The following is a 21,423-nucleotide window of genomic DNA, read 5'->3' as shown; positions in this document are numbered from 1 at the left end:
CCCTTACAAAAGTTTTGTTTTTTTATAAATCGCAAAATAACTAATCAAGAAACCGATTACCGCGCCGGCAGCCATGCCAATGAGATAGCCTGCAAAGCTTTCGCTGACCGTAAAACCAAAATAGCCAAAGCCTAAAATACCAATGATGATGACGACCAATTGCACCGGACGATCCAATGTTTTCCACAAAAAGAAATATCCGTTTCGTTCATTTGACAGTTTGATGAAGCTGATGTAACCGATGATATAAAATATACCGCTCCAGGCTGCCGGAAAGAAAAGATATTGTGCTGAATCCATCACCCATTCGGGATTAACAAACATAATTGGGATAATATACTGAAGCCAATCAGGTATATCAGTATTTAAAAACGCGACATTATGTCCAAATATAATCTCTAAATTTTCGGCCGGTAAAGCAATCAATAGAAAAGGCAAGATAGTGACAGTAAATGAAACCAGCAGCTGCGAAAAAATATTTCCTGTTAAAGCACCTGCGGCCATGACTAGCGAATACGCCATTAAGCTGATAAGCATCATACCTATACTAAGATGATGAAAATGAATCACTTTTTCTGGCTTTAAAAGCAAAATCAGGAAAATAGACAAAACATAACCTATGAGTTGCGGCACCACAATCACCATTCCGCCGGTAAAGAACTTCGTATTATATATCTGTCCGCGTGTATAAGGAAGACTAAATGTAAAATCAAACAAGCCCTTGCTTCGTTCAATTCCAAGCTGGCTGACCGCTAAAACGACACCCCAAATCCAGAACACTGAGATAAATGTACCGTTTAAATAGTTAATCGAAAATACGCAGTTTCCGACCCACTCGTTCTGATGATCAACGCAGCCTTGATATGAGATGTACGAATTTAAAACGGTAAAAGGATTGCTAAGCATAAGTACGAAAAAAACCGTGGTTAGCAGAGCTTTATTTTGCTTCCACTCTTTATAAAATAGCCCGGAATCTGGCACACCACTTCCCTCCAAACCGAAAGTATTCCTTAATGTTTCATTTTCTTATTAATAGCGAAGTAGCTCACAAAGAATCCAACAACTGCCCCAATGATCATACCCAAAATATAACCAATAATGGAATGTCCGGTATAGTATCCAAACAAACCAAATCCAAGAATACCAAAAGCCATAACCAGAATTTGCACCGGACGGTCTAATCTGCTCCATAAGAAAAAGTGTCCGTTTCGTTCACTTGGAAGCTTTTTGAAGCTTATCAAACCAACCAAGTAAAACAGAATGCTCATGGCAGCTGGAATCATTAAAATATATTTACTATGGATAAGCCAGTCACTATCAACATAACCAATGGGCACAAGATATAATAAATTGCTTGTCAGAGAGAAATACGCCTCAGGGGAAGGGAACATTTCCCATATACTCACGCCAAAAACAACTTCAAAGTTTCCAAGCGGTAATGCGACAATTAAATATGGCAATGCCGCAGCAGCAAATGCCGTTAATAACTGGGCAAAAACACTCCCCGTTAATGCACCAGCAGCCATCAACAAACAATAAGCCATAAAACTAATCACAATTACTCCAACGCTGCTGTGCTCAAAAAAGTAGACGTGTTCAGGTTTATAGACAAGAATCAGCAGCCACGCAAATAAAAAGCCAATTAATTGCGACACCACAATCACAAAACCGCCTAACCAAAATTTCGTCTGAAAAATTTGGCTTCTGTTATATGGGAGGCTTAATATAAAATCCATCGTGCCTTTCGAACGTTCCATTCCGAGGAAGCAGACCGCCAAAATGACCCCCGGCACCCAGTTGATATCTATTAGATTGCTCCTATGATAATTCACAATAAATTCACAATATTGCGGGTCTTGATGAGCCAGACACCCTTGATAAGACAAATACGTATTTATGATAGAAAGCGGATTTGCCAATACTAAAAACGCGATACTTAACAAAATCACCACTTGATTCTGCTTCCACTCTCGATAGATGAGACCTCGGTCTACCATCTCCGCTTCCCTCCAAACTTCGCAATGAACACTTCTTCCAGGTTGACAGGAAGCTCATTCCATACTTTTGGCTTCAGCTCTCTCAAAAAGCTCTTTTTCTCCTCATCGCTTTTCGGAATCAGCACTGTGTAAAACACGCCGGCCTGATCGAGCATCGGAATGTTTTGCTCTCTGATGGCCAAATTGACATCTGTATCGAAGGCCATTTGAATTTTAATGTATTCTTCTTTTAACTCATCAAGATCCATGACGTTGGTCAGTCTGTTATCTTCGAGAAAACCAATTCGGTTGCACATCCGTTCAATGTCCTCAAGGCGATGGGACGTAATCAGGATGCTCGTATCACGCTCAGCCACTTCATCGACCATCAGCTGCAGCACATCATGTCTAGTTACCGCATCAATACCGTCCGTCGGCTCATCCAAGAGAATCAGCGCCGGTCTCGCCGCAAACGACAGAACGAGCGACAGCTGTTTTTTCAAGCCTGTCGACAGTTCGCGATATTTTTTCGTTTCCGGAATTTCGTATCTGTTCATCAGCTCATTCGCGTACGTGACATCAAATTTCGGATATATTCTTCTCAAAATATCGACTAACTGCTTGTATGTATACTTATCGTAAAACGGATTTTGAACAGGCATGTAGATGATATTTTGTTTAACCTTCGGGTGCTTTTTGATTTCTACGCCGTCAAATAAAATCGTTCCGCTGTCAGCGAAAATGATTTGCTGGATTAAGCGAAGCATCGTCGTTTTGCCCGATCCATTGCGTCCAAGCAATCCAAAGATTTCTCCTTTTTCGATTGTTAATGAAACATCTTTTAATACTTGATTGCCGTCAATCGCTTTTGACAGCTGCCGCAGTTCAATCATTTTTTTTGCCTCCCTTCACATCAGCGCTGATTTCCTTTATCCATTCGTGCAGTTTTTCCAGCTCAACCCCTGCATAGTGTGCATCGATGATGAGCTGTTTGAGTTGCTCTTTAATCATCGTCATCTTCCCTTCAACCAGTGTCGTTTTTGCATTCTCCGATATATAGGTCCCTCTGCCCCGCAGCGTTTCAATAATCCCCTCTCGCTCAAGTTCTTTATACGCTTTGCTGACAGTGTTCGGATTCGCAATAATGATCGTTGCCAATTCTCTGACAGAAGGAAGCTTATCACCAGGCTTCATGATCCCTTTCAAACAAAGCTCTTTCATTTGCTGAATAATTTGTTCGTAAATGGGTGTTGAGCTTCTTGGATCGATTTGAATCATTTACTTCCCTACTTTCTATACGATCTGAACCTTTTATAGATAAAAATGATCAATTATACTTTTTTGCCATTCAAAACCGATCATCACAAGAACAAGAAAAAAAGAACAAGCGATCACAGATGCCGCAATCAGCATTGGCACGTTACGTTTGTTTCGTTTTTTATGTTTCATAACTGCCTCCCTTAATGTCAATATATAAATGATTTTATATTAGTGTCTATAGTGTATTACTTCAATTAGTACACTTAATACAATAAATACTTTGACTCACAAAGTCAATCCTTTTTTTACAAAAAAACGGACCCTTTTAAAAGGGTCCGTTTTCCTACACATCAAGAGGGTGCTGCAGGATCATATTATTTTGCAAAGATTGAAGCTGAAGTCTCATTCTGTACAGCTGTTCTCTCTGCTGATCATTTGACGACAGCCATAGTTTATTCAAGGCATTTACCGCATCTTCTAGCTGCATTTGTGCATCACTATATTCTTGATCGTTATAATGCTCTTGTTTAGAAGCGATTTTCAGCTGTTCTTCAGCATAATCATAGGCCTGCATACATTGCTGGAGATGTTCATCTACTGATTGTCTTGTTGCCACAGTAACCCCTCCTCTTGGTAATGGAATTCATCCATCATTCATATTGTAGCCTCATCTGACTTTATTCAATAAAGTAATTTATGGTCGATATTCATTTGTTCTCTTGTGAAATGCGTGCTACAATTTTAGGATGCAATCGTACGCAAGGAGGCACATGAATTGTGATGCAGAACAATCCTTTTCCTTATTCAAATACGGAAAAACGCTATCATACATTGAATTATCATCTCAGAGAACATTTCGGCCATAAGGTGTTTAAAGTAGCGCTTGACGGCGGTTTTGACTGTCCAAATCGGGATGGCACCGTAGCCCACGGAGGCTGTACGTTTTGCAGCGCAGCAGGCTCCGGCGATTTTGCCGGAAACCGGGCCGATGATTTAATTACGCAATTCCACGACATCAAAAACCGCATGCACGAAAAATGGAAGGACGGCAAATACATCGCTTATTTTCAGGCTTTCACCAACACGCATGCGCCGGTTGAGGTGCTTCGCGAAAAATTCGAATCAGTGCTAGCGCTTGATGATGTGGTTGGCATTTCGATCGCCACTCGCCCTGACTGTCTGCCTGATGATGTCGTTGATTACCTGGCAGAGCTGAATGAACGCACCTATTTGTGGGTGGAGCTTGGGCTTCAAACAGTTCATGAACGGACTGCACTTCTGATCAACCGCGCACATGATTTTAACTGCTATGTGGAAGGCGTCAATAAATTAAGAAAACACGGCATACGTGTCTGCTCGCATATTATCAACGGGCTGCCTTTGGAAGACCGGGACATGATGATGGATACGGCAAAGGCCGTCGCAGATTTGGACGTCCAGGGCATTAAAATCCATCTGCTTCACCTACTGAAAGGCACGCCAATGGTCAAGCAATATGAAAAGGGGAAGCTGGAATTTCTTTCTCAAGATGATTATGTGCAGCTCGTCTGCGATCAGCTTGAGATCATTCCGCCTGAAATGATCGTCCACCGCATTACAGGTGACGGACCGATTGAGTTGATGATCGGGCCAATGTGGAGCGTCAACAAATGGGAAGTGCTTGGCGCCATTAATAAAGAGCTAGAAAATCGAGGCAGCTATCAAGGAAAGTTCTTTCAACGGCTTGAGGAGGAATCAGCGCTATGATTTTGAAGAAAATTCTTCCTTACAGCAAAGAACTGCTGAAAATGGCCGCGGGAGAGGGAGATATTGTCGTAGATGCGACAATGGGCAACGGACATGATACACAGTTTTTAGCGGAGCTTGTCGGTGAAAACGGCCATGTATACGCATTCGACATCCAAGAATCAGCCGTGGCCAATACAAAGGAACGGCTCGGTGACATGTATCAAGCGCGAACAACGTTATTTCAAAAAAGCCATGATAAAATCACTGAATCCCTCCCGCCTGAAACACATGGCAAAGTGGCGGCCGCGGTATTTAACCTCGGCTATTTGCCAGGCGGGGACAAATCAATTACGACAAACGGCAGTTCTACGATCAAAGCAATTGAACAGCTTCTCAGCATCATGAAAGACGAAGGTCTGATTGTTCTCGTCGTCTATCATGGCCACCCGGAAGGCAAAGCTGAAAAAAACGACGTGCTCGAGTTTTGCCGGGACTTGGACCAGCAAACAGCCCGTGTATTATCATACGGATTTATCAATCAGCAAAATGACCCGCCATTTATTATCGCCATCGAAAAAAAAGCTCAGATCAGCAAATGATTTGAGCTTTTTTCTTTGAGTTTTTCATCCAGGACATTTTTTGAAATTTCCGGTAGGCTCTGCCGTTGATATAAAAGAAAAGGGAGGTTTTTCCGCTGGCTTTGATCAGCTTCTTTGCGAGCCGGCCCATTTCCTTTTGGCCCGCCACTTTATCATCTGACAAATAAACGCCAAGCAAGCCGCGATTGATTAAACGATGGAAGTTTTCATGCGGAATGCCTTGTAAATGCTCGTCGGCTTTATGGATAAAGTGTTCAAGCCGGTCCATCATCTCTTCATGAGACTGATAATACGAGCAGAAATTCAAGTCTCCTTCCAGCAAGTCCTCCTCTTGATCAATCAAATAATCAAGCAGGATATGAAGGCCCTGTATGTAAGGAAAATAACTGTCGCGGATTTTTTTAGCGGTGCTTTCTGTGAAATCAGGCTGGAACGAATACGCAACCAGACAGAAAATGCCTAACGTTGAGCCTGCACAGGCTGAAAATTCATACCATTCCATCTCAGGGAGCTCTGATTCATATTGAGTAAACCACTTTTCAAGCCGCGGAACACGCTCATGCTCAATAACGTGCTTATGCACCTGCAAATCGCAATAATAGCCGCACAGTTCAAGCAGATAAGGTTTAATCATGTCATAGTGCTCAATGGAGCCGAGAACACGCTGGCACGTTTTAACCAGTTCATGCAAATATCCGCTGTCATCCTGTTCTTCCCTGAATTGATAATAGTTTTGCAGTTCCGCCCCAACTGTCAGTGCATCCTGCATTGAGGCATGGAGCATCCGAAAATCCTGCGGGTCCAGCGAGGTGCTGCGGTCACACAGATTGTCCAAATAATCACTAATCGTTTGATACGCGATGATAAACTCGACACATTTCTGTTTTTGGCTGCCTGACAATAAGGCCAGTATGCCGCCGCCTTCACAGTGAAACGTTTTGTCCCGAATACTTGCGGTTGCCTGTGCTTTCAATTCACTGTTATGAATCGATTCTGATTTTTGCTTCCATATGTCCAGCTCTTGATGAACGAGCGGAAAAATATCTCGATATACCTTTGCCATCAATCCAAAAGGATGTTCCGGTACTGTCAACACATGCACCCCCTACTAGTTCAAATATATTGATCAGTAAACGCTCTTGCTGCTTTAAAGACATCTTCTCTCTCGGGTTCATTGAAGATCTCATGGTAAAGCCCTTCCCACTCTCTGTATGCTTTATTATGAGAAGCAACACCATTAAACCACTTGATGACCATCGTTTTGTCAACAAGCTTGTCATCACCGGCTTGCATCACAAGAAGCGGAACTTTCAAAAATGCCTCTGTCGGCACCATTGCCGATTCAATTGTCTTTAAAAGCTCTCTGTACCATCTGACAGAAACTTTCCTGACGTATAACGAATCATTTTGGTCAGCCTCGATGACGTCCTCATTGCGCGTCGCCATATCAATTGATAATCCCGAATCAACCTTAAGTGACGGAGCGATGACATTCAGGCCTTTTGATGCAAGATCAAGCGCTTTATTCACTTTAATTTGCAGTCCGAGACACGGTGATGATAAAATAATTCCCGTAATCCTGGGATTTCTTTGCTGTTTAATCCATTCAATCGCGACCAGACCGCCCATGCTGTGACCTAGAAGAAAAACCGGCAGATCAAAGGTTCGCGCTTTATCTATCCAAGCATCTACTTCATCAATGTATTCTTGAAACGAGCGAATATGCCCTCTCGCTCTTGTCGTTGTTCCCTGTCCAGGCAAATCGCCCATGACAACGTGATAACCCGAGGACCGCCACATTTCAATCAGCCATTTATATCGTCCGTGATATTCACTTGCCCCGTGAATGATTACAATCACGGCAACAGGTCTGTCTGCTTTCCAGGTCCACATGATCTTCACCTCATACGAAATTTAAATAGAGAAAGAAGGATGAATCTTATGATCTACCCTTATAAGGAACACAAGCCAGATATCCACCCAACAGCCTTTATAGCTGATAATGCAACAATTACCGGTGATGTCGTGATCGGAGAACAGTCCAGCATTTGGTTTTCTGTTGTCATAAGGGGAGATGTTGCGCCGACCAGAATCGGAAACAGAGTCAATATCCAAGATTTAAGCTGCCTCCATCAAAGCCCGAACAAGACGCTGCTCATTGAAGATGACGCCACGATAGGCCATCAGGTTACACTTCATAGCGCTATTATCCGCAAGAACGCCTTAATCGGCATGGGCTCAATCATTTTAGACGGAGCCGAAATTGGCGAAGGCGCTTTTATTGGTGCCGGTAGTCTTGTCCCGCCTGGAAAAACCATTCCGCCTGGCCATCTCGCCTTTGGCCGCCCTGCAAAAGTCATCCGCCCTTTGACGGAAGAAGACCGAAAAGATATGCAAAGAATACGGTCAGAATATGTAGAAAAGGGCCAATATTATAAATTTCTTCAACAAACATAAGACCTGCTTCGTCTTACTTTACCATTTTTCAAATTATATTTGAAAGCAATAACCATCGTTAACCCGGACGTCATCACAGTTCGGGTTTCAATTTTTCCATAAAACGTTCACATATAGCATGAAACGTATGACTTTTATCTTATCACAAAACTATAAACAGCCTCTGCAAACACACATACCTATTCTTTCCTGTTCTCTATTTTCTATGAGCACACACAAAAAGAGCCCACTGGGAGCTCTTTTTGTCAGCTGATATTTCGTTCGCTGGCAGCTGCTGCATTTTTTTTGTGAAACCCTTTTCCATAGTACACAGCCAGCAAGATGAGAAACCATATCGGCCCGATAATCACGGCTACTCTTGTATCAGGGCTGTAAGCCATAAGAATGACGACGAATGCTAGAAACGCCAATGACACATAAGACGTAAACGGAAAGAAAGGCATTTTGTACTTTAATTGTTTCTTTTCTTCCGGCTTCAAACTTTTCCTGTATTTTATTTGAGAAAGCAAAATGATTGCCCACGTCCAAATCGCTCCGAACGTCGCAATACTTGTAACCCAAGTAAATACCTTCGCAGGGACAACATAGTTTAAGAGCACTCCGACTAATAAAGCCCCCGCTGAAGCCAGAACAGCTTTACCCGGGATGCCGCCTTTCGTCAGCTGACCGTATGCTCGTGGCGCCTCTTTCTGTTCCGCCAAGTTAAACAGCATCCGTCCTGTGCTGAAAATACCGCTGTTGCATGAAGACAGCGCGGCAGTCAACACGACAAAGTTAATGATACCTGCCGCCGATGGAATGCCCACTTTTTGAAATGTGAGAACAAATGGACTTCCTTGAGAGCCAATTTCCTGCCACGGATAAATAGACATAATGACAAATAAAGCGCCTACATAAAAAATCAAAATCCTCCAAAATACTGTATCGATTGCTTTGGCTAACGATTTTTGCGGGTTTTTTACTTCGCCAGCCGTCACCCCGATCATTTCAATCCCTAAATAGGCGAACATGACCATTTGAAGAGACAATAGAACCCCTTTTAAACCATGAGGGAAAAATCCTCCGTTGTTCCATAAATTGCTGATTCCGGTTGCAATGCCCCCATTGCCGACTCCTGCAATAATCATCAATAAACCGACAGCAATCATGGATAAGATCGCAACAATTTTAATCAATGCGAACCAAAATTCCAACTCACCGTAAGCTTTGACAGCCAGGAAATTAACACCCGTCATAATGACCAGCGCCGATAATGCCCAAATCCAGTTTGGCACGTCAGGAAACCAGAACCCCATATAGATGCCGACAGCAGTGATTTCGGCCATACAGGTGACAACCCATAAAAACCAGTAGTTCCACCCTGTTAAATAGCCTGCAAGCGGTCCCAAATAATCACGCGCATACCTGCTGAAGGAGCCTGCGACCGGTTTTTGAATGGCCATTTCCCCAAGCGCTCTCATAATAAAAAACATGACCAGGCCGCTTGCGGCATACGCTACCAAAATACCAGGCCCTGCTAATTGAATAGCTGATGCGGAGCCGAGGAACAACCCTACTCCTATAGCAGCTCCTAAAGACATTAAAGAAATATGCCTTTCTTCGAGTCCGCGGTGCAGCTCTTGTTTTTGTTTTTGCATGCTTCTTCTCCCCTAGAAAAAAATATCATTATATCATTTTTCTGAATATTCCGTACGGATTGGGTAAATCAATGATGATGGAGAAATAAAAGGATAACAACAAGGCTTTCGACTACTCGAAAGCCTTGTTGTCTGTTACACAAAGATGACTTCTTTAGGCTGATGGCTCAGCTCTTCAGGCATATACCGTTTTTCAATATTGATGCTGTGCCAGATCATAAAGATCAGTACAGTCCAGATTTTACGGCTGTTATCAGCCTTGTCCGCACAATGGTCTTCAAGAAGCTGAAGGACATAATCCTTATGGATATAAGCATCCGTTTGGCTTTCCTGAATAATATTCCGCACCCATTCGTTCATTTCGTTTTTCAGCCAATGACGGATCGGTACAGGGAAACCGAGCTTTTTGCGGTTTAATACATGCTCAGGCACAATTCCTTCAGCGGCTTTGCGAAGAAGATACTTCGTCGTGCCGTTCTTCGTTTTCAGCTCATCAGGAATTTTTGAAGCGACGTCGAATACGACTTTATCCAAGAACGGCACACGCAGTTCCAAAGAATTCGCCATCGTCATTTTATCCGCCTTTAACAAAATGTCGCCGCGCATCCAAGTGTGGATATCGACATACTGCATTTTATTGATATCGCTGTACGAGCTGCTTTCCGTAAAGTAAGTCTTCGTCACATCGCGATATGAAAGGTTCGGATTATAATGCTTCAACAGCTGCTTTTTGACAGACTCTTCAAAGATTTTCGCGTTACCGATATAACGATCTTGAAGCGGAGTACAGCCGCGCTCAAGCAGGCTCTTTCCTCTCATACCTTCAGGCATAACGGCAGCAACGTGCAGAAGCATCTTTTTCAAGCCGGACGGAATCCGTTCAAACGGTTTAAGCGAAAGCGGTTCGCGGTAAATGTTATATCCGCCGAAGAGCTCATCCGCTCCTTCACCTGATAAAGCAACCGTAACATGTTTTTTCGCTTCTTTTGCAACAAAGTACAACGGAATCGCTGCCGGGTCAGCTAGCGGGTCATCAAAATGCCATACGATCTTCGGAAGCTCATTCATGTATTCCTCAGGCGAAATGACTTTGCTGATATTTTCAATGCCCAGCGCCGCTGCCGTTTCTTTCGCTACATCAACCTCACTGAAGCCCTGCTGTTCAAAGCCGACAGAGAATGTTTTTAAGCTTGGATGAAATTCCTTCGCAACAGACACAATAAAGGAAGAATCAATCCCGCCAGACAGGAACGAACCGACAGGAACGTCACTTCTCATATGAACGTTTACAGAGTCATAGATCGCGTCTCGGACTTCTTTCACAAGCTTGTCTTCTTCAGTCTGAACCGGCTTGAAGTTCGCTTTGAAATACGTTTTGAATGTGATATCGCCGTCCGGGCGGATTGTGAATTGTGAACCCGGCTCTACTTTTTTCACATGGGCATCAAGCGTGCTTGGTTCAGGAACAAATTGGAAAGACATGTACTGCTGCAATGCCTCTTTATCTATTTCAATATCATTCTGAGCAACCATTAAACTTTTTCTCTCTGAGGCAAAATAAACCTGATCATTGATCGTTGTGTAGTACAACGGTTTAATGCCGAATGGATCTCTTGCCCCATAAAGCACATGATCGTTTTTATTCCAAATCAGAAAGGCAAACATACCGCGCAGTTTGGACGCCGCTTCTTCTTTATAGTGACGGTAAGTCGCAAGAAGAACCTCTGTGTCCGAATCCGTGTTGAATGTGTACCCCTTTGCTTCAAGCTCTTCTCTCAGTTCAATATAGTTATAGATTTCTCCGTTAAAGATAATCCAATATGTTTCATCTTCATATGATAAAGGCTGTCCGCCATTTTCTACATCAATAATGCTGAGCCGTCTGAATCCGAAGCCGACGTGCTCATCATGGAAATATCCATCACTGTCAGGACCGCGGTGAACGATCATTTGGTTCATTTGTTTGATTAGTTCTTCTTGATCAGCGGTTTGAGCTAACGGATGCTTGTTAAAAACCCCGACAAATCCACACATAGTATTGCCTCCATAATTAAAATTGTCATCATTGAACCCCTATTTATAGACGCTGTGAATAGTATTTGGTTTCACAGTTATGTAAAAAAATAAACATGAATACAACGATAAAAAAGGGAAAGCCGCTTAACCAGTAAGCGGCTATAAAATTATTCTCCTAACGCTTCTTTACGCAGCTGCTCCGCTTTGTCTGTGCGCTCCCATGGAAGGTCAACATCGTGACGTCCAAAGTGGCCGTACGCAGCAGTTTGTTTGTAGATCGGACGGCGCAAATCAAGCATTTTGATAATGCCGGCAGGTCGTAAATCAAAGTTATTGCGAACAACTTCAATCAGTTTTTCCTCAGAAGCTTTTCCGGAACCGAATGTGTTGATTGAGATTGACACAGGCTGTGCAACACCGATCGCGTAAGCAAGCTGTACTTCGCAAGAATCAGCAAGCTCAGCCGCAACGATGTTTTTCGCAACGTATCTTGCCGCATAAGCTGCAGAACGGTCTACCTTCGTCGCATCCTTACCTGAGAACGCGCCTCCGCCGTGGCGTGCATAGCCGCCGTACGTATCAACGATGATTTTGCGTCCTGTAAGTCCCGCATCCCCTTGAGGGCCTCCGATTACGAAACGTCCTGTAGGGTTGATGAAATATTTTGTTTCTTCATCAATCAGCTCTTCAGGAACAACCGGATTGATGACATGTTCTTTAATGTTGCGCTGAATTTGCTCAAGTGTAATTTCAGGATGATGCTGAGTTGAAATAACAATCGCGTCAATGCGGACTGGTTTGTTATTTTCATCGTACTCAACCGTTACCTGTGTTTTGCCGTCAGGGCGAAGGTACGGAAGAATATCTTCTTTACGGACTTCACTTAGGCGGCGGGCTAATTTATGGGCAAGTGAAATTGGAAGAGGCATAAGCTCTTTCGTTTCGTTGCACGCATAACCGAACATTAATCCTTGGTCACCCGCACCAATCGCTTCAATTTCTTCGTCGCTCATTGTGCCTTCACGGGCTTCAAGCGCTTGATCTACGCCCATCGCGATATCAGCAGACTGCTCATCAATTGATGTTAAAACCGCACAAGTTTCCGCATCAAATCCGTATTTTGCACGTGTGTATCCGATTTCTTTAATGGTTTGGCGAACCGTTTTCGGAATGTCAACATACGTAGAAGTTGTGATCTCTCCGCTTACAAGAACCAAACCTGTTGTCACAGATGTTTCACAAGCAACACGCGCGTTAGGGTCTTTCTTTAAAATTTCATCTAAAATGCTGTCAGAAATCTGGTCACAGATTTTATCCGGATGCCCCTCCGTAACAGATTCTGATGTAAATAAACGACGATTTTTACTCATGATTTGCTTCCTCCTGCACAAGGCCTCCCGAAAGACCTTGTATATATGATACGGAACTCGCTCCCTCTTATACAATGTACAGTTATATTAGAGAATGTTAATTGGCATATTTATGAAATAAAAAAACCTTTTCCATCGAGGAAAGGGTTTGGTCTTTGTGCCTTTCACTCTTATCGCTCAAGGAATCATACAACCTTGCAACAGGTTAGCACCTTGGTTGTCTCACTCAGTTGAACATAATAAATAACAGAGAAACCGGTTGCTGGGCTTCATAGGGCCTGTCCCTCCGCCAGCTCGGGATAAGAGTATCCGCTCAATGAAATATCTTATCGTAAAAGGGTTTGCAATGTCAATATGATTCAGAAGAAATAGGCACCTATATTGAGGGAAAACAATGGAAATGCACACACAAAAAATAATAAATAGTATAGACTATTTGAAAATATATGTTATACTAATTCACAATTAGCAAAACACAAAAAACGATAAAGGAAGGTTTCATATGAACTCAGTTGATTTGACCGCTGATTTACAAGCCTTATTAACATGTCCAAATGTGCGTCATAATTTATCTGCAGCACAGCTAACAGAAAAAGTCCTCTCCCGAAACGAAGGCATTTTAACATCCACAGGTGCTGTTCGTGCGACTACAGGCGCTTACACAGGACGCTCACCTAAAGATAAATTCATCGTGGAGGAAGAAAGCACGAAAAATAAGATCGATTGGGGCCCGGTGAATCAGCCGATTTCAGAAGAAGCGTTTGAGCGGCTGTACACGAAAGTTGTCAGCTATTTAAAGGAGCGAGATGAGCTGTTTGTTTTCGAAGGATTTGCCGGAGCAGACGAGAAATACAGGCTGCCGATCACTGTCGTAAATGAGTTCGCATGGCACAATTTATTTGCTCGGCAGCTGTTTATCCGTCCGGAAGGAAATGATAAGAAAACAGTTGAGCAGCCGTTCACCATTCTTTCTGCTCCGCATTTCAAAGCGGATCCAAAAACAGACGGCACTCATTCCGAAACGTTTATTATTGTCTCTTTCGAAAAGCGGACAATTTTAATCGGCGGAACTGAGTATGCCGGTGAAATGAAGAAGTCCATTTTCTCCATTATGAATTTCCTGCTGCCTGAAAGAGATATTTTATCTATGCACTGCTCCGCCAATGTCGGTGAAAAAGGCGATGTCGCCCTTTTCTTCGGACTGTCAGGAACAGGCAAGACCACCCTGTCGGCAGATGCTGACCGCAAGCTGATCGGTGACGATGAACATGGCTGGTCTGATACAGGCGTCTTTAATATTGAAGGCGGGTGCTACGCTAAGTGCATTCATTTAAGCGAGGAAAAGGAACCGCAAATCTTTAACGCGATCCGTTTCGGGTCTGTTCTCGAAAATGTCGTTGTTGACGAAGATACACGCGAAGCCAATTATGATGATTCCTTCTATACTGAAAACACGCGGGCAGCTTACCCGATTCATATGATTGACAACATCGTGACTCCAAGCATGGCCGGCCATCCGTCAGCAATTGTATTTTTGACGGCTGATGCATTCGGAGTCCTGCCGCCGATCAGCAAACTAACGAAGGAGCAGGCCATGTACCATTTCTTGAGCGGTTACACGAGTAAGCTTGCCGGAACCGAACGTGGTGTAACGTCTCCTGAAACGACGTTCTCTACATGCTTCGGCTCACCTTTCCTGCCGCTTCCTGCTCACGTCTATGCTGAGATGCTCGGCAAAAAGATCGATGAACACGGCGCAGACGTTTTCTTAGTCAATACCGGCTGGACCGGGGGCGGCTACGGCACAGGTGAACGAATGAAGCTTTCTTACACTAGAGCAATGGTCAAAGCAGCGATTGAAGGTAAATTAGAGGATGCTGAAATGATAACTGACGATATTTTCGGCCTGCACATTCCGGCACATGTTCCTGGCGTTCCTGATCATATCCTTCAGCCTGAAAATACGTGGACCAACAAGGAAGAATACAAAGAAAAAGCAGTCTACCTTGCAAATGAATTCAAAGAGAACTTTAAAAAGTTCGCACATACCGATGCCATCGCCCAGGCAGGCGGCCCTCTCGTATAAAAAACAAAAGCCAAGAGCAATTATGCTCTTGGCTTGTTTTAATTGACGGAATGCAAAGAAGTCAGCTTGTATGTAATGATGGTCCGGCCTTCTTCCCATTGAAGCTTCTGCACTTCAGCTGTGCCTGACTTTTCGCCAAACTTTGTTTTGCGTACATCCATTGGAATCTCCATCGGATATACTCGGTATCCGTCCTTCTCTAACGTGAATATATTTTCATCTATGCGAACTTCTTTTCCTTTTGTCACAATCAGTGTATTAAATTCAACAGGCATTCCCAAAGTGAAATCCCCTTTCGTTCTCTTTTTTCTTTATCATAACATATTTCACTGTCAGCGGTTTTTCATCCATTGTGTGAGCTGCCGCACGATACGCCGGTTTTCTTTTGGCGGGAAATAATGTGTGAATGTACTGTAGTACCACGTCTCCACCGGCTTATGCAGTTGTTTTAGCTTCTCTTCAAATAAATAGGAATGCTGAATCGAAACATTTTGGTCTTTTTCTCCATGGATTAACAGCACGGGTGCCTGAATTTTATTTACTTGGTCAAACGGTGTCCTCCATTGATATTCCTCAGGCACCTTTTTCGGTGTTCCGCCGATGACTCTTTTCATCATTCGCCGCAAATCCTGCCGCTCCTCGTATGTAAGAATCATATCACTGACGCCTCCCCAGGAAACAAATGAAGCTGCCTGCCCGCCCATTTCGATCGCAGTGAGCATTCCCATAATTCCGCCGCGGGAAAAACCGAAGATGTGGATTCTATCCTTCTTGACATTTGGGTGCTGCTGAAGCAGGCGAAAAGCAGAAAATGCATCCTCCCTGTCTTCTCCTGCAAAATCCTCATTGCCTTCTCCTCCTTGATTTCCTCTGTAAAAAGGAGCAAACACCACAAACCCTTGGGATGCAAACTGGATAATCCGGCCCGGCCGAACCATGCCCACGCTTTTAATCCCGCCGCGCAAATATAAAAATCCGTCATATTGTCCGGGTTCCGCTGGCTCAGCCAGAAGCCCCTTAACCCGTAATCCATTTGACAGATAGCAGATCGTATACAAACGCACATGCTGGCTTGGCGACGGAAATCTTCTTTTCTCTACAATCAAAACAGCCGCCTCCTTTTTTTCTATATGCTTTCCTTACTCCAAAATTACATCCGGAGAACCTGGTTAGGCATTCACACATTTTTATACCCATCATACGATATGTAAAGCAAAAAAGGATATTAACTTGATGCGAAATAAGGAGGTTGTCTATGTGAACAGATGGTTAAGGCTGAGCTTCGCCTGTGTCGGCAGTATCTTTCTGATGTTCGCCCTGGCGGCTTGCAAGCAGGAAGAAACGCTCACAAAAGTCAAGGTAGCTGAAGTGACCCATTCAATTTTTTACGCACCTTTATATGTTGCTGAGTCTAAAGGGTTTTTTAAAGAAGAAGGGCTTGATGTCGATGTGAATACGACCTGGGGCGGAGACAAAACGATGACATCGCTTCTTTCCAACGGCTCCGACATCGCGCTTGTCGGGTCAGAAACATCTATTTATGTCGAAGCGCAAGGGGCTAAAGATCCCGTCATTAATTTCGCCCAGCTGACTCAGACAGACGGAACGTTTCTTGTCGCGAGAGAAGATGTTGAACACTTCGACTGGGATCAGTTGAAAGGAAAAACGTTTCTCGGTCAGCGAAAAGGCGGCATGCCGCAAATGGTCGGCGAGTATGTACTGAACAAACATAAGATTGACCCGCATAAGGATATAGACCTCATCCAGAACATAGACTTCGCCAATATTGCCAATGCGTTTGCTTCTGGAACCGGTGAGTATGTACAGCTCTTTGAACCGCAGGCTTCTCTCTTTGAGAAAAAAGGCATCGGCCATATCGTGGCTTCATTCGGAGAAGAATCAGGAGAGGTTCCTTATACGACTTTTATGGCGAAACAAAGCTATTTGAAGAAAAATGAAGACACAGCCGTCAAGTTTACAAAGGCCATTTATAAGGCGCAGCAGTGGGTTGAAAACCATTCTGCGAAGGACATCACAGATGCCATTAAAGATGAATTTGATGATACCGACCCAGACGTCATCGAAACATCCATTGAACGCTATAAAAAACAGCATTCATATTCACCAGACCCTCTGCTTAACGAAAAAGAATGGGAGCTTCTCCAAACCATTATGGATCAATCGGGAGAACTGCCGAAGCACATTCCATACAATCAGCTTGTAAATAAAGAAATTGCTGAAAAAGTCACCTCGGAGAAATAGGAGGCGCCATCTATGTCTTTCTTACATGTCGACCATGTAACCCATACTTATTTTTCTATTAAAGAAAAAACAACGGCTGTGCGGGATATTCATTTCGATGCCGAAAAAGGTGATTTCATCTCATTTCTCGGCCCAAGCGGCTGCGGAAAAACAACACTGCTTTCCATTATTGCCGGTTTGATTGAGCCATCAGAAGGCAGAGTTCTGATTGAAGGCCGTGAGCCGAATCAAAAAGAACATAATATTGGCTATATGCTTCAGCAGGATTACTTATTTCCCTGGAAATCTATCGAGGAAAATGTGCTTCTCGGTTTAAAAATCGCCGACACGCTGACAGAAGAAAGCAAAGCCGCTGCACTCGGTCTATTGCCGGAGTTCGGCCTCATAGATGTGGAGAAAAAATATCCGAAAGAGCTGTCAGGCGGGATGCGCCAGCGGGCTGCGCTTGCAAGAACACTTGCGCCTAACCCTAGTCTGCTTTTGCTGGATGAGCCATTTTCCGCGCTTGATTTTCAGACAAAGCTGTCTTTGGAAAACCTGGTATTCCGCACATTAAAGGAATATCAAAAAACAGCAGTGCTTGTCACTCATGATATAGGGGAAGCGATAGCGATGAGCGATACGATCTTTTTATTTTCAAATCAGCCGGGCACCATCCATCAGATTTTTACCATTCCTAAGGAATTGGCCGCGATGTTGCCTTTTGACGCCCGTCAGGAACCTTCCTTCCAGACACTGTTTCAAACGATATGGAAGGAGCTGAATTCTCTTGAGAAACAGCAAAGAAACCATTGATCTGCTTCACGAGCAGTATCAATTCAAACAGAAAAAGGAAAAGTGGAAGGTCCATTCCTTTCAGCTTGCCATATTTATTCTCTTTTTCTCGGGCTGGGAAATCTCCAGCAGGCAGGGCTGGATCGATCCGCTGATCTTCAGCTCTCCATCAGCTGTGTGGCGATTATTGCTGGAGAAACTTGGTGACGGTTCTTTACTGTCACACATCGGCGTCACTTTATTTGAAACGGTGCTTGGCTTTTTGCTCGGGACGTTTATGGGCACGTGCCTCGCCGCTTTGTTATGGTGGTCTAACCGACTTGCCAGAATTTTAGATCCGTATCTTGTGATTTTGAACGCAATGCCGAAAGTGGCCCTGGGCCCGATCCTGATTGTCGCGCTCGGTCCCAGTTTTATCAGCATCATTGCGATGGGAGCCATCATCAGCGTCATTATCACAACCATCGTTGTCTACACCGCCTTCCAAGAGGTCGACGAAAACTATACGAAAGTCATGAAAACATTCGGCGCAAAAAAGTGGGTTATTTTTAAAGAAGTCATACTGCCTGCATCCTCCCCCGCGATTATTTCAACACTAAAAGTGAACGTCGGTTTATCATGGGTTGGCGTTATTGTAGGGGAATTCCTCGTTTCGAAGGTCGGATTAGGATATATGATTATTTACGGATTCCAAGTCTTCAATTTTACACTCGTCTTCTTAAGCCTGCTGATCATCGCCATCTTCGCCACTCTGATGTATCAGGGCGTCGAGCTGCTGGAAAAGAAATGGACGAAGGGGAGGACATAAAAAACCCGGCACATGTGCCGGGTTTTTTATTCAATCCATCCAGATTCTTTCAGTTTTTTCAAGCTGATCGGAAGAACGGAATCCTTCATAATAAAGCTGAATTTTTTATTGCGGGAAAGGTTCTCCGGCAGCTCGTGAAACAAAACCGGGCCTTTCGTTTCAAAGTAATCAGCCTGCTTTTCAAGCTTTTCTATATCTGCAAAATATATATTTTTCACAATCACTTTTTCTTTTCCGAGAACTTTATACTGTCCGAGATACTTGAGGCTTTTGACTCTCGCGCCCGTCTCTTCCTTTACTTCCCGGAGCGCAGCCTCTTCTGCGCACTCCATCGGCTCTACTTTCCCGCCTGGAAACTCATAGCCTCTGTCCTCATGTTCTGTTAAAAGCCATTTGCCGCCAAAACGGCAAATCACCCAGACATGCTTCGGGCTGTCCGAGAAAGGCTGATCGTCAAAGGAAAGCTGAACAGTATTCTGATAATAATCTTTAAACTCGTACATGTTTATCCCTCAAATCCGTTCCTAGCTATCTTCCATACATCATACCACAGTTACGTTTCTTCGGAAGCCTTTTATCAAAAAATAAGGGAAACCCAGCACGCCGTCAGGTTCTGCATGCAGACTAGCTCGTACAGTTTTTTGCGATAGCTTTTGCCGAAAAGTGCGACCGACGCTCTGGGCTTTATTATGACCCTCGAACAGGGAAAAGTTACGGTTTGCGCTTAAATTTATTTTTTAACGTTTCTAAAAGATCGACAAGCATCTGGGGAACCGGTATGCCAAGAGAGCTGGCTGTCACAACAATTTGCACAGATTCATAAAGAATATAAAACATAATAGCCAAGTCACGAATTGATCCCTGTGTATTCAGCAGCTGATCAAAAAAGTGGCATACAGAGATCAGAGCCAGCGTGACTAATTTTTTGACAAGCCGGGCAAATATCTTTTTAAATGACAGTTTGTGAATAATGGTTTCCTTCAAAGTCGTACTGATAAATTCAATTGCCATAAGAGAGAGCAAAATCAGAAATGAATACTGAAAACCTCCAAAGAAAAAACCCGCTGCTGAAACGCTGACTGCTATTAACGAAAAGATGCCAAAGTCTCTATCCATTTATCCCAACATCCTTTCACAGAAACGGCCTTACGATATTCTATGGTAAACAAGCCGAACGGATTGGATTTTTCAGAAAAATGGACTGGTTGTCGCCTATTTTTAAGATACAAAAAGAAAAGCCGGACGTCTTTTTTAAGACATCCGGCCGTTCTATTTTTGAACTTAACCTAGGTAAGCTTTTAGCATCCAGTTATGTTTTTCAATATTTTGATGGATCGCAAGAAGCATGTCCCCTGTTGTTTCGTCACCGACTTCATCAGCTAAATCCATGCCGTTTTTCAGCTCTTCCGCGATGACTGTGAAATCATCATATACGCTTTGAACCATTTGTTCAGCTGTTTCATTTCCAGCAGCTTCTTTGACAGAAGCCGTTTCTAAGGATTCCTTCATTGTTGCAATCGGTTTTCCGTTCAGCGCCAAAAGACGTTCTGCTAAGTCATCAATATAAGTTGCCGTTTCATTGTACAGCTCCTCAAACTTTTCATGAAGAGTGAAGAAATCTTTTCCTTTCACATACCAGTGATAATTATGTAGTTTCACATACATGACCGTCCAGTTGGCTACTTGTTTGTTCACTGCTTGAATCAATTGTTCTGACATGGTATCTCCTCCTTGTTATATGACTATGTATACCCTTAATATCGTACGCTAAAACCTCTTTTTTACCCTTATCTGTCACGATTTCTTCTATTATGCTACAATTGTTAAAAAACGGGAGGTGGAATGTCATGACGCTTCTCATTACGATAAGTATTTTGATTGTGCTGGCTGTTTTGCTTGTAACCATTTGGACGACTGTAAAAGCCTATAATGTAAAGCATACCATTGATCCACCACAAGAAAATCACTCTGATTCACACAATCAATGATGATGTGAATGCTCCTCTTCTGACTGATTGCTGGCAGCATCGGCGTCTCCGACTTGGACTTTTAAGGTCGGCATGCTATGCTGTTTTTTTGCTGTGACATGGGATTGGACAGTGTATACACCATCTTCCTTAAACGTCGTTTCCAATCGGTATACGCCTTTTTCTTGTTTCGCCTTAAACATTTGGCTTGCGTCTTTTTCCCCTTCTTTCCATACTTCAAACTCTACTTCATCGGCATCCGTCACAGCTTCATCACCATATGATACGGCTGCTTCATAAGCAGCGCTTTCTCCGGGATTTACTTTTTCAGGCCCGGTCAGCTTGACATCCAAAACCTCGGGCGTCTCAGCTGTATTTGCTTTGCTTTCACCAGATCCGCATCCATTAAGCAAAAAAGCAGAAAAAAGCAGAACAACCAACATCTTTTTCATGCCATCACCCTTTCATCGTTTACCTAAATAG

25 protein-coding genes and 1 riboswitch are annotated in these 21,423 nt (G+C 43.5%); of the genes, 8 read left to right on the top strand and 17 right to left on the bottom strand.

Going from position 1 to position 21,423, the window contains the following annotated elements; genetic code table 11:
- Positions 1–3 precede the first annotated feature (3 nt).
- From NYE22_RS05925 to NYE22_RS05900, 6 genes are all read right to left on the bottom strand, one after another.
- Complete coding sequence (locus NYE22_RS05925) at positions 4–981, bottom strand: ABC transporter permease (protein ID WP_342412381.1); 978 nt, start codon at positions 979–981, stop codon at positions 4–6.
- Between the two features lie 29 nt (positions 982–1,010).
- Positions 1,011–1,997, bottom strand: coding sequence for an ABC transporter permease YtrC (ytrC, locus tag NYE22_RS05920; RefSeq protein WP_021480353.1), 987 nt, complete (start codon positions 1,995–1,997; stop codon positions 1,011–1,013).
- Positions 1,991–2,869 (bottom strand): ABC transporter ATP-binding protein YtrB, encoded by an 879-nt coding sequence (ytrB, locus tag NYE22_RS05915; protein ID WP_003229123.1) that lies wholly within the window; start codon positions 2,867–2,869, stop codon positions 1,991–1,993. The genes ytrC and ytrB overlap by 7 nt, the downstream gene beginning before the upstream one ends.
- Entirely contained in the window at positions 2,862–3,254 is a 393-nt protein-coding gene (ytrA, locus tag NYE22_RS05910) for a GntR family transcriptional regulator YtrA (protein WP_003229121.1), read from the bottom strand. The genes ytrB and ytrA overlap by 8 nt, the downstream gene beginning before the upstream one ends.
- Positions 3,255–3,287: 33 nt before the next feature.
- A complete protein-coding gene (locus NYE22_RS05905; protein ID WP_003229119.1) occupies positions 3,288–3,425 on the bottom strand; it encodes a hypothetical protein in 138 nt (45 codons plus the stop codon).
- A 154-nt stretch (positions 3,426–3,579) separates the two neighbouring features.
- Positions 3,580–3,852 carry a YtzC family protein gene (locus NYE22_RS05900; protein ID WP_003229117.1) on the bottom strand — a complete coding sequence of 91 codons (273 nt, stop codon included), beginning with the start codon at positions 3,850–3,852 and terminating at the stop codon, positions 3,580–3,582.
- A gap of 161 nt (positions 3,853–4,013) precedes the next feature.
- Between NYE22_RS05900 and NYE22_RS05895 the strand changes: the two genes are divergently transcribed.
- Positions 4,014–4,982, top strand: a complete 969-nt coding sequence (locus NYE22_RS05895) for a TIGR01212 family radical SAM protein (protein WP_064670861.1) — start codon at positions 4,014–4,016, stop codon at positions 4,980–4,982.
- Positions 4,979–5,563 carry a class I SAM-dependent methyltransferase gene (locus NYE22_RS05890; protein ID WP_064670860.1) on the top strand — a complete coding sequence of 195 codons (585 nt, stop codon included), beginning with the start codon at positions 4,979–4,981 and terminating at the stop codon, positions 5,561–5,563. The genes NYE22_RS05895 and NYE22_RS05890 overlap by 4 nt, the downstream gene beginning before the upstream one ends.
- Here NYE22_RS05890 and tbcS read toward each other — a convergent pair.
- Both tbcS and ytpA read right to left on the bottom strand, forming a co-directional pair.
- Positions 5,553–6,656 carry a tetraprenyl-beta-curcumene synthase gene (gene tbcS, locus NYE22_RS05885; RefSeq protein ID WP_004399076.1) on the bottom strand — a complete coding sequence of 368 codons (1,104 nt, stop codon included), beginning with the start codon at positions 6,654–6,656 and terminating at the stop codon, positions 5,553–5,555. The genes NYE22_RS05890 and tbcS overlap by 11 nt on opposite strands.
- A 20-nt stretch (positions 6,657–6,676) precedes the next feature.
- Positions 6,677–7,456: a phospholipase YtpA gene (gene ytpA / locus NYE22_RS05880; protein ID WP_032726460.1), complete on the bottom strand. Its 780-nt coding sequence runs from the start codon at positions 7,454–7,456 to the stop codon at positions 6,677–6,679.
- 48 nt (positions 7,457–7,504) lie between these two features.
- On the opposite strand from ytpA, the gene NYE22_RS05875 reads away from it, so the two are divergent.
- Positions 7,505–8,020, top strand: a complete 516-nt coding sequence (locus NYE22_RS05875) for a gamma carbonic anhydrase family protein (protein ID WP_213419801.1) — start codon at positions 7,505–7,507, stop codon at positions 8,018–8,020.
- Positions 8,021–8,265: 245 nt separating this feature from the next.
- Here NYE22_RS05875 and alaP read toward each other — a convergent pair whose 3' ends face one another.
- The 3 genes from alaP to metK form a co-directional block, all read right to left on the bottom strand.
- Positions 8,266–9,657: an alanine permease AlaP gene (alaP, locus tag NYE22_RS05870; protein WP_208476074.1), complete on the bottom strand. Its 1,392-nt coding sequence runs from the start codon at positions 9,655–9,657 to the stop codon at positions 8,266–8,268.
- 135 nt (positions 9,658–9,792) lie between these two features.
- The gene (asnB, locus tag NYE22_RS05865; protein WP_004398625.1) at positions 9,793–11,691 is read right to left on the bottom strand and encodes an asparagine synthase (glutamine-hydrolyzing); all 1,899 of its coding nucleotides are present in this window, start codon (positions 11,689–11,691) and stop codon (positions 9,793–9,795) included.
- Between the two features lie 149 nt (positions 11,692–11,840).
- A complete protein-coding gene (metK, locus tag NYE22_RS05860; protein WP_003229102.1) occupies positions 11,841–13,043 on the bottom strand; it encodes a methionine adenosyltransferase in 1,203 nt (400 codons plus the stop codon).
- 167 nt (positions 13,044–13,210) lie between these two features.
- Positions 13,211–13,349, bottom strand: a riboswitch (SAM riboswitch).
- Between the two features lie 196 nt (positions 13,350–13,545).
- Between metK and pckA the strand changes: the two genes are divergently transcribed.
- Entirely contained in the window at positions 13,546–15,129 is a 1,584-nt protein-coding gene (pckA, locus tag NYE22_RS05855; RefSeq protein WP_014480627.1) for a phosphoenolpyruvate carboxykinase (ATP), read from the top strand.
- Positions 15,130–15,167: 38 nt separating this feature from the next.
- Here the strand turns inward: pckA and NYE22_RS05850 are convergent, their stop codons facing one another.
- Entirely contained in the window at positions 15,168–15,410 is a 243-nt protein-coding gene (locus NYE22_RS05850) for a DUF2584 domain-containing protein (RefSeq protein WP_004398611.1), read from the bottom strand.
- A gap of 51 nt (positions 15,411–15,461) precedes the next feature.
- Positions 15,462–16,235: a prolyl oligopeptidase family serine peptidase gene (locus NYE22_RS05845; RefSeq protein ID WP_029318292.1), complete on the bottom strand. Its 774-nt coding sequence runs from the start codon at positions 16,233–16,235 to the stop codon at positions 15,462–15,464.
- Between the two features lie 151 nt (positions 16,236–16,386).
- On the opposite strand from NYE22_RS05845, the gene NYE22_RS05840 reads away from it, so the two are divergent.
- From NYE22_RS05840 to NYE22_RS05830, 3 genes are read left to right on the top strand one after another with little or no spacing between them, the layout of a single operon-like run.
- Positions 16,387–17,391, top strand: a complete 1,005-nt coding sequence (locus tag NYE22_RS05840; protein WP_021480357.1) for an ABC transporter substrate-binding protein — start codon at positions 16,387–16,389, stop codon at positions 17,389–17,391.
- A 12-nt stretch (positions 17,392–17,403) separates the two neighbouring features.
- Positions 17,404–18,186 (top strand): ABC transporter ATP-binding protein, encoded by a 783-nt coding sequence (locus NYE22_RS05835; RefSeq protein WP_003229092.1) that lies wholly within the window; start codon positions 17,404–17,406, stop codon positions 18,184–18,186.
- Positions 18,161–18,973, top strand: a complete 813-nt coding sequence (locus NYE22_RS05830; RefSeq protein ID WP_003229090.1) for an ABC transporter permease — start codon at positions 18,161–18,163, stop codon at positions 18,971–18,973. Before NYE22_RS05835 ends, NYE22_RS05830 begins: the two co-directional genes overlap by 26 nt.
- A gap of 26 nt (positions 18,974–18,999) precedes the next feature.
- Here the strand turns inward: NYE22_RS05830 and ytkD are convergent, their stop codons facing one another.
- The 3 genes from ytkD to NYE22_RS05815 all read right to left on the bottom strand — a co-directional run bounded on the left by ytkD (position 19,000) and on the right by NYE22_RS05815 (position 20,692).
- Positions 19,000–19,476 carry an RNA deprotection pyrophosphohydrolase gene (gene ytkD / locus NYE22_RS05825; protein ID WP_003229087.1) on the bottom strand — a complete coding sequence of 159 codons (477 nt, stop codon included), beginning with the start codon at positions 19,474–19,476 and terminating at the stop codon, positions 19,000–19,002.
- Between the two features lie 208 nt (positions 19,477–19,684).
- On the bottom strand, positions 19,685–20,089 hold the full coding sequence (locus tag NYE22_RS05820) for a holin family protein (protein WP_015714569.1): 405 nt from the start codon (positions 20,087–20,089) through the stop codon (positions 19,685–19,687).
- A 165-nt stretch (positions 20,090–20,254) separates the two neighbouring features.
- On the bottom strand, positions 20,255–20,692 hold the full coding sequence (locus NYE22_RS05815) for a Dps family protein (RefSeq protein ID WP_003229083.1): 438 nt from the start codon (positions 20,690–20,692) through the stop codon (positions 20,255–20,257).
- Between the two features lie 128 nt (positions 20,693–20,820).
- Between NYE22_RS05815 and ytzI the strand changes: the two genes are divergently transcribed.
- Positions 20,821–20,961: a YtzI protein gene (gene ytzI / locus NYE22_RS05810; protein ID WP_003229081.1), complete on the top strand. Its 141-nt coding sequence runs from the start codon at positions 20,821–20,823 to the stop codon at positions 20,959–20,961.
- On the opposite strand, the gene NYE22_RS05805 is transcribed toward ytzI, so the two are convergent.
- Positions 20,955–21,392 (bottom strand): FixH family protein, encoded by a 438-nt coding sequence (locus NYE22_RS05805; RefSeq protein ID WP_014480629.1) that lies wholly within the window; start codon positions 21,390–21,392, stop codon positions 20,955–20,957. The genes ytzI and NYE22_RS05805 overlap by 7 nt on opposite strands.
- Positions 21,393–21,423: the final 31 nt, after the last annotated feature.

The organism is Bacillus sp. FSL K6-1560 (genome assembly GCF_038592935.1).
Classification (GTDB): Bacteria; Bacillota; Bacilli; order Bacillales; family Bacillaceae; genus Bacillus; species Bacillus subtilis.
Note: the sequence above shows the minus strand (reverse complement) of the source record. Positions and strands in the feature narration are given on the sequence as shown.

What these genes read in the sequence shown, in the direction of transcription:
- ytzI (WP_003229081.1), top strand. Translation starts at nt 20,821, where the DNA reads ATGACGCTTCTCATTACGATAAGTATTTTGATTGTGCTGGCTGTTTTG.
- ytrA (WP_003229121.1), bottom strand. Translation starts at nt 3,254, where the DNA reads ATGATTCAAATCGATCCAAGAAGCTCAACACCCATTTACGAACAAATT.
- NYE22_RS05905 (WP_003229119.1), bottom strand. Translation starts at nt 3,425, where the DNA reads ATGAAACATAAAAAACGAAACAAACGTAACGTGCCAATGCTGATTGCG.
- alaP (WP_208476074.1), bottom strand. Translation starts at nt 9,657, where the DNA reads ATGCAAAAACAAAAACAAGAGCTGCACCGCGGACTCGAAGAAAGGCAT.
- NYE22_RS05875 (WP_213419801.1), top strand. Translation starts at nt 7,505, where the DNA reads ATGATCTACCCTTATAAGGAACACAAGCCAGATATCCACCCAACAGCC.
- ytrC (WP_021480353.1), bottom strand. Translation starts at nt 1,997, where the DNA reads ATGGTAGACCGAGGTCTCATCTATCGAGAGTGGAAGCAGAATCAAGTG.
- NYE22_RS05805 (WP_014480629.1), bottom strand. Translation starts at nt 21,392, where the DNA reads ATGAAAAAGATGTTGGTTGTTCTGCTTTTTTCTGCTTTTTTGCTTAAT.
- NYE22_RS05890 (WP_064670860.1), top strand. Translation starts at nt 4,979, where the DNA reads ATGATTTTGAAGAAAATTCTTCCTTACAGCAAAGAACTGCTGAAAATG.
- pckA (WP_014480627.1), top strand. Translation starts at nt 13,546, where the DNA reads ATGAACTCAGTTGATTTGACCGCTGATTTACAAGCCTTATTAACATGT.
- ytkD (WP_003229087.1), bottom strand. Translation starts at nt 19,476, where the DNA reads ATGTACGAGTTTAAAGATTATTATCAGAATACTGTTCAGCTTTCCTTT.
- NYE22_RS05815 (WP_003229083.1), bottom strand. Translation starts at nt 20,692, where the DNA reads ATGTCAGAACAATTGATTCAAGCAGTGAACAAACAAGTAGCCAACTGG.
- ytpA (WP_032726460.1), bottom strand. Translation starts at nt 7,456, where the DNA reads ATGTGGACCTGGAAAGCAGACAGACCTGTTGCCGTGATTGTAATCATT.
- asnB (WP_004398625.1), bottom strand. Translation starts at nt 11,691, where the DNA reads ATGTGTGGATTTGTCGGGGTTTTTAACAAGCATCCGTTAGCTCAAACC.
- NYE22_RS05820 (WP_015714569.1), bottom strand. Translation starts at nt 20,089, where the DNA reads ATGGATAGAGACTTTGGCATCTTTTCGTTAATAGCAGTCAGCGTTTCA.
- ytrB (WP_003229123.1), bottom strand. Translation starts at nt 2,869, where the DNA reads ATGATTGAACTGCGGCAGCTGTCAAAAGCGATTGACGGCAATCAAGTA.
- metK (WP_003229102.1), bottom strand. Translation starts at nt 13,043, where the DNA reads ATGAGTAAAAATCGTCGTTTATTTACATCAGAATCTGTTACGGAGGGG.
- NYE22_RS05835 (WP_003229092.1), top strand. Translation starts at nt 17,404, where the DNA reads ATGTCTTTCTTACATGTCGACCATGTAACCCATACTTATTTTTCTATT.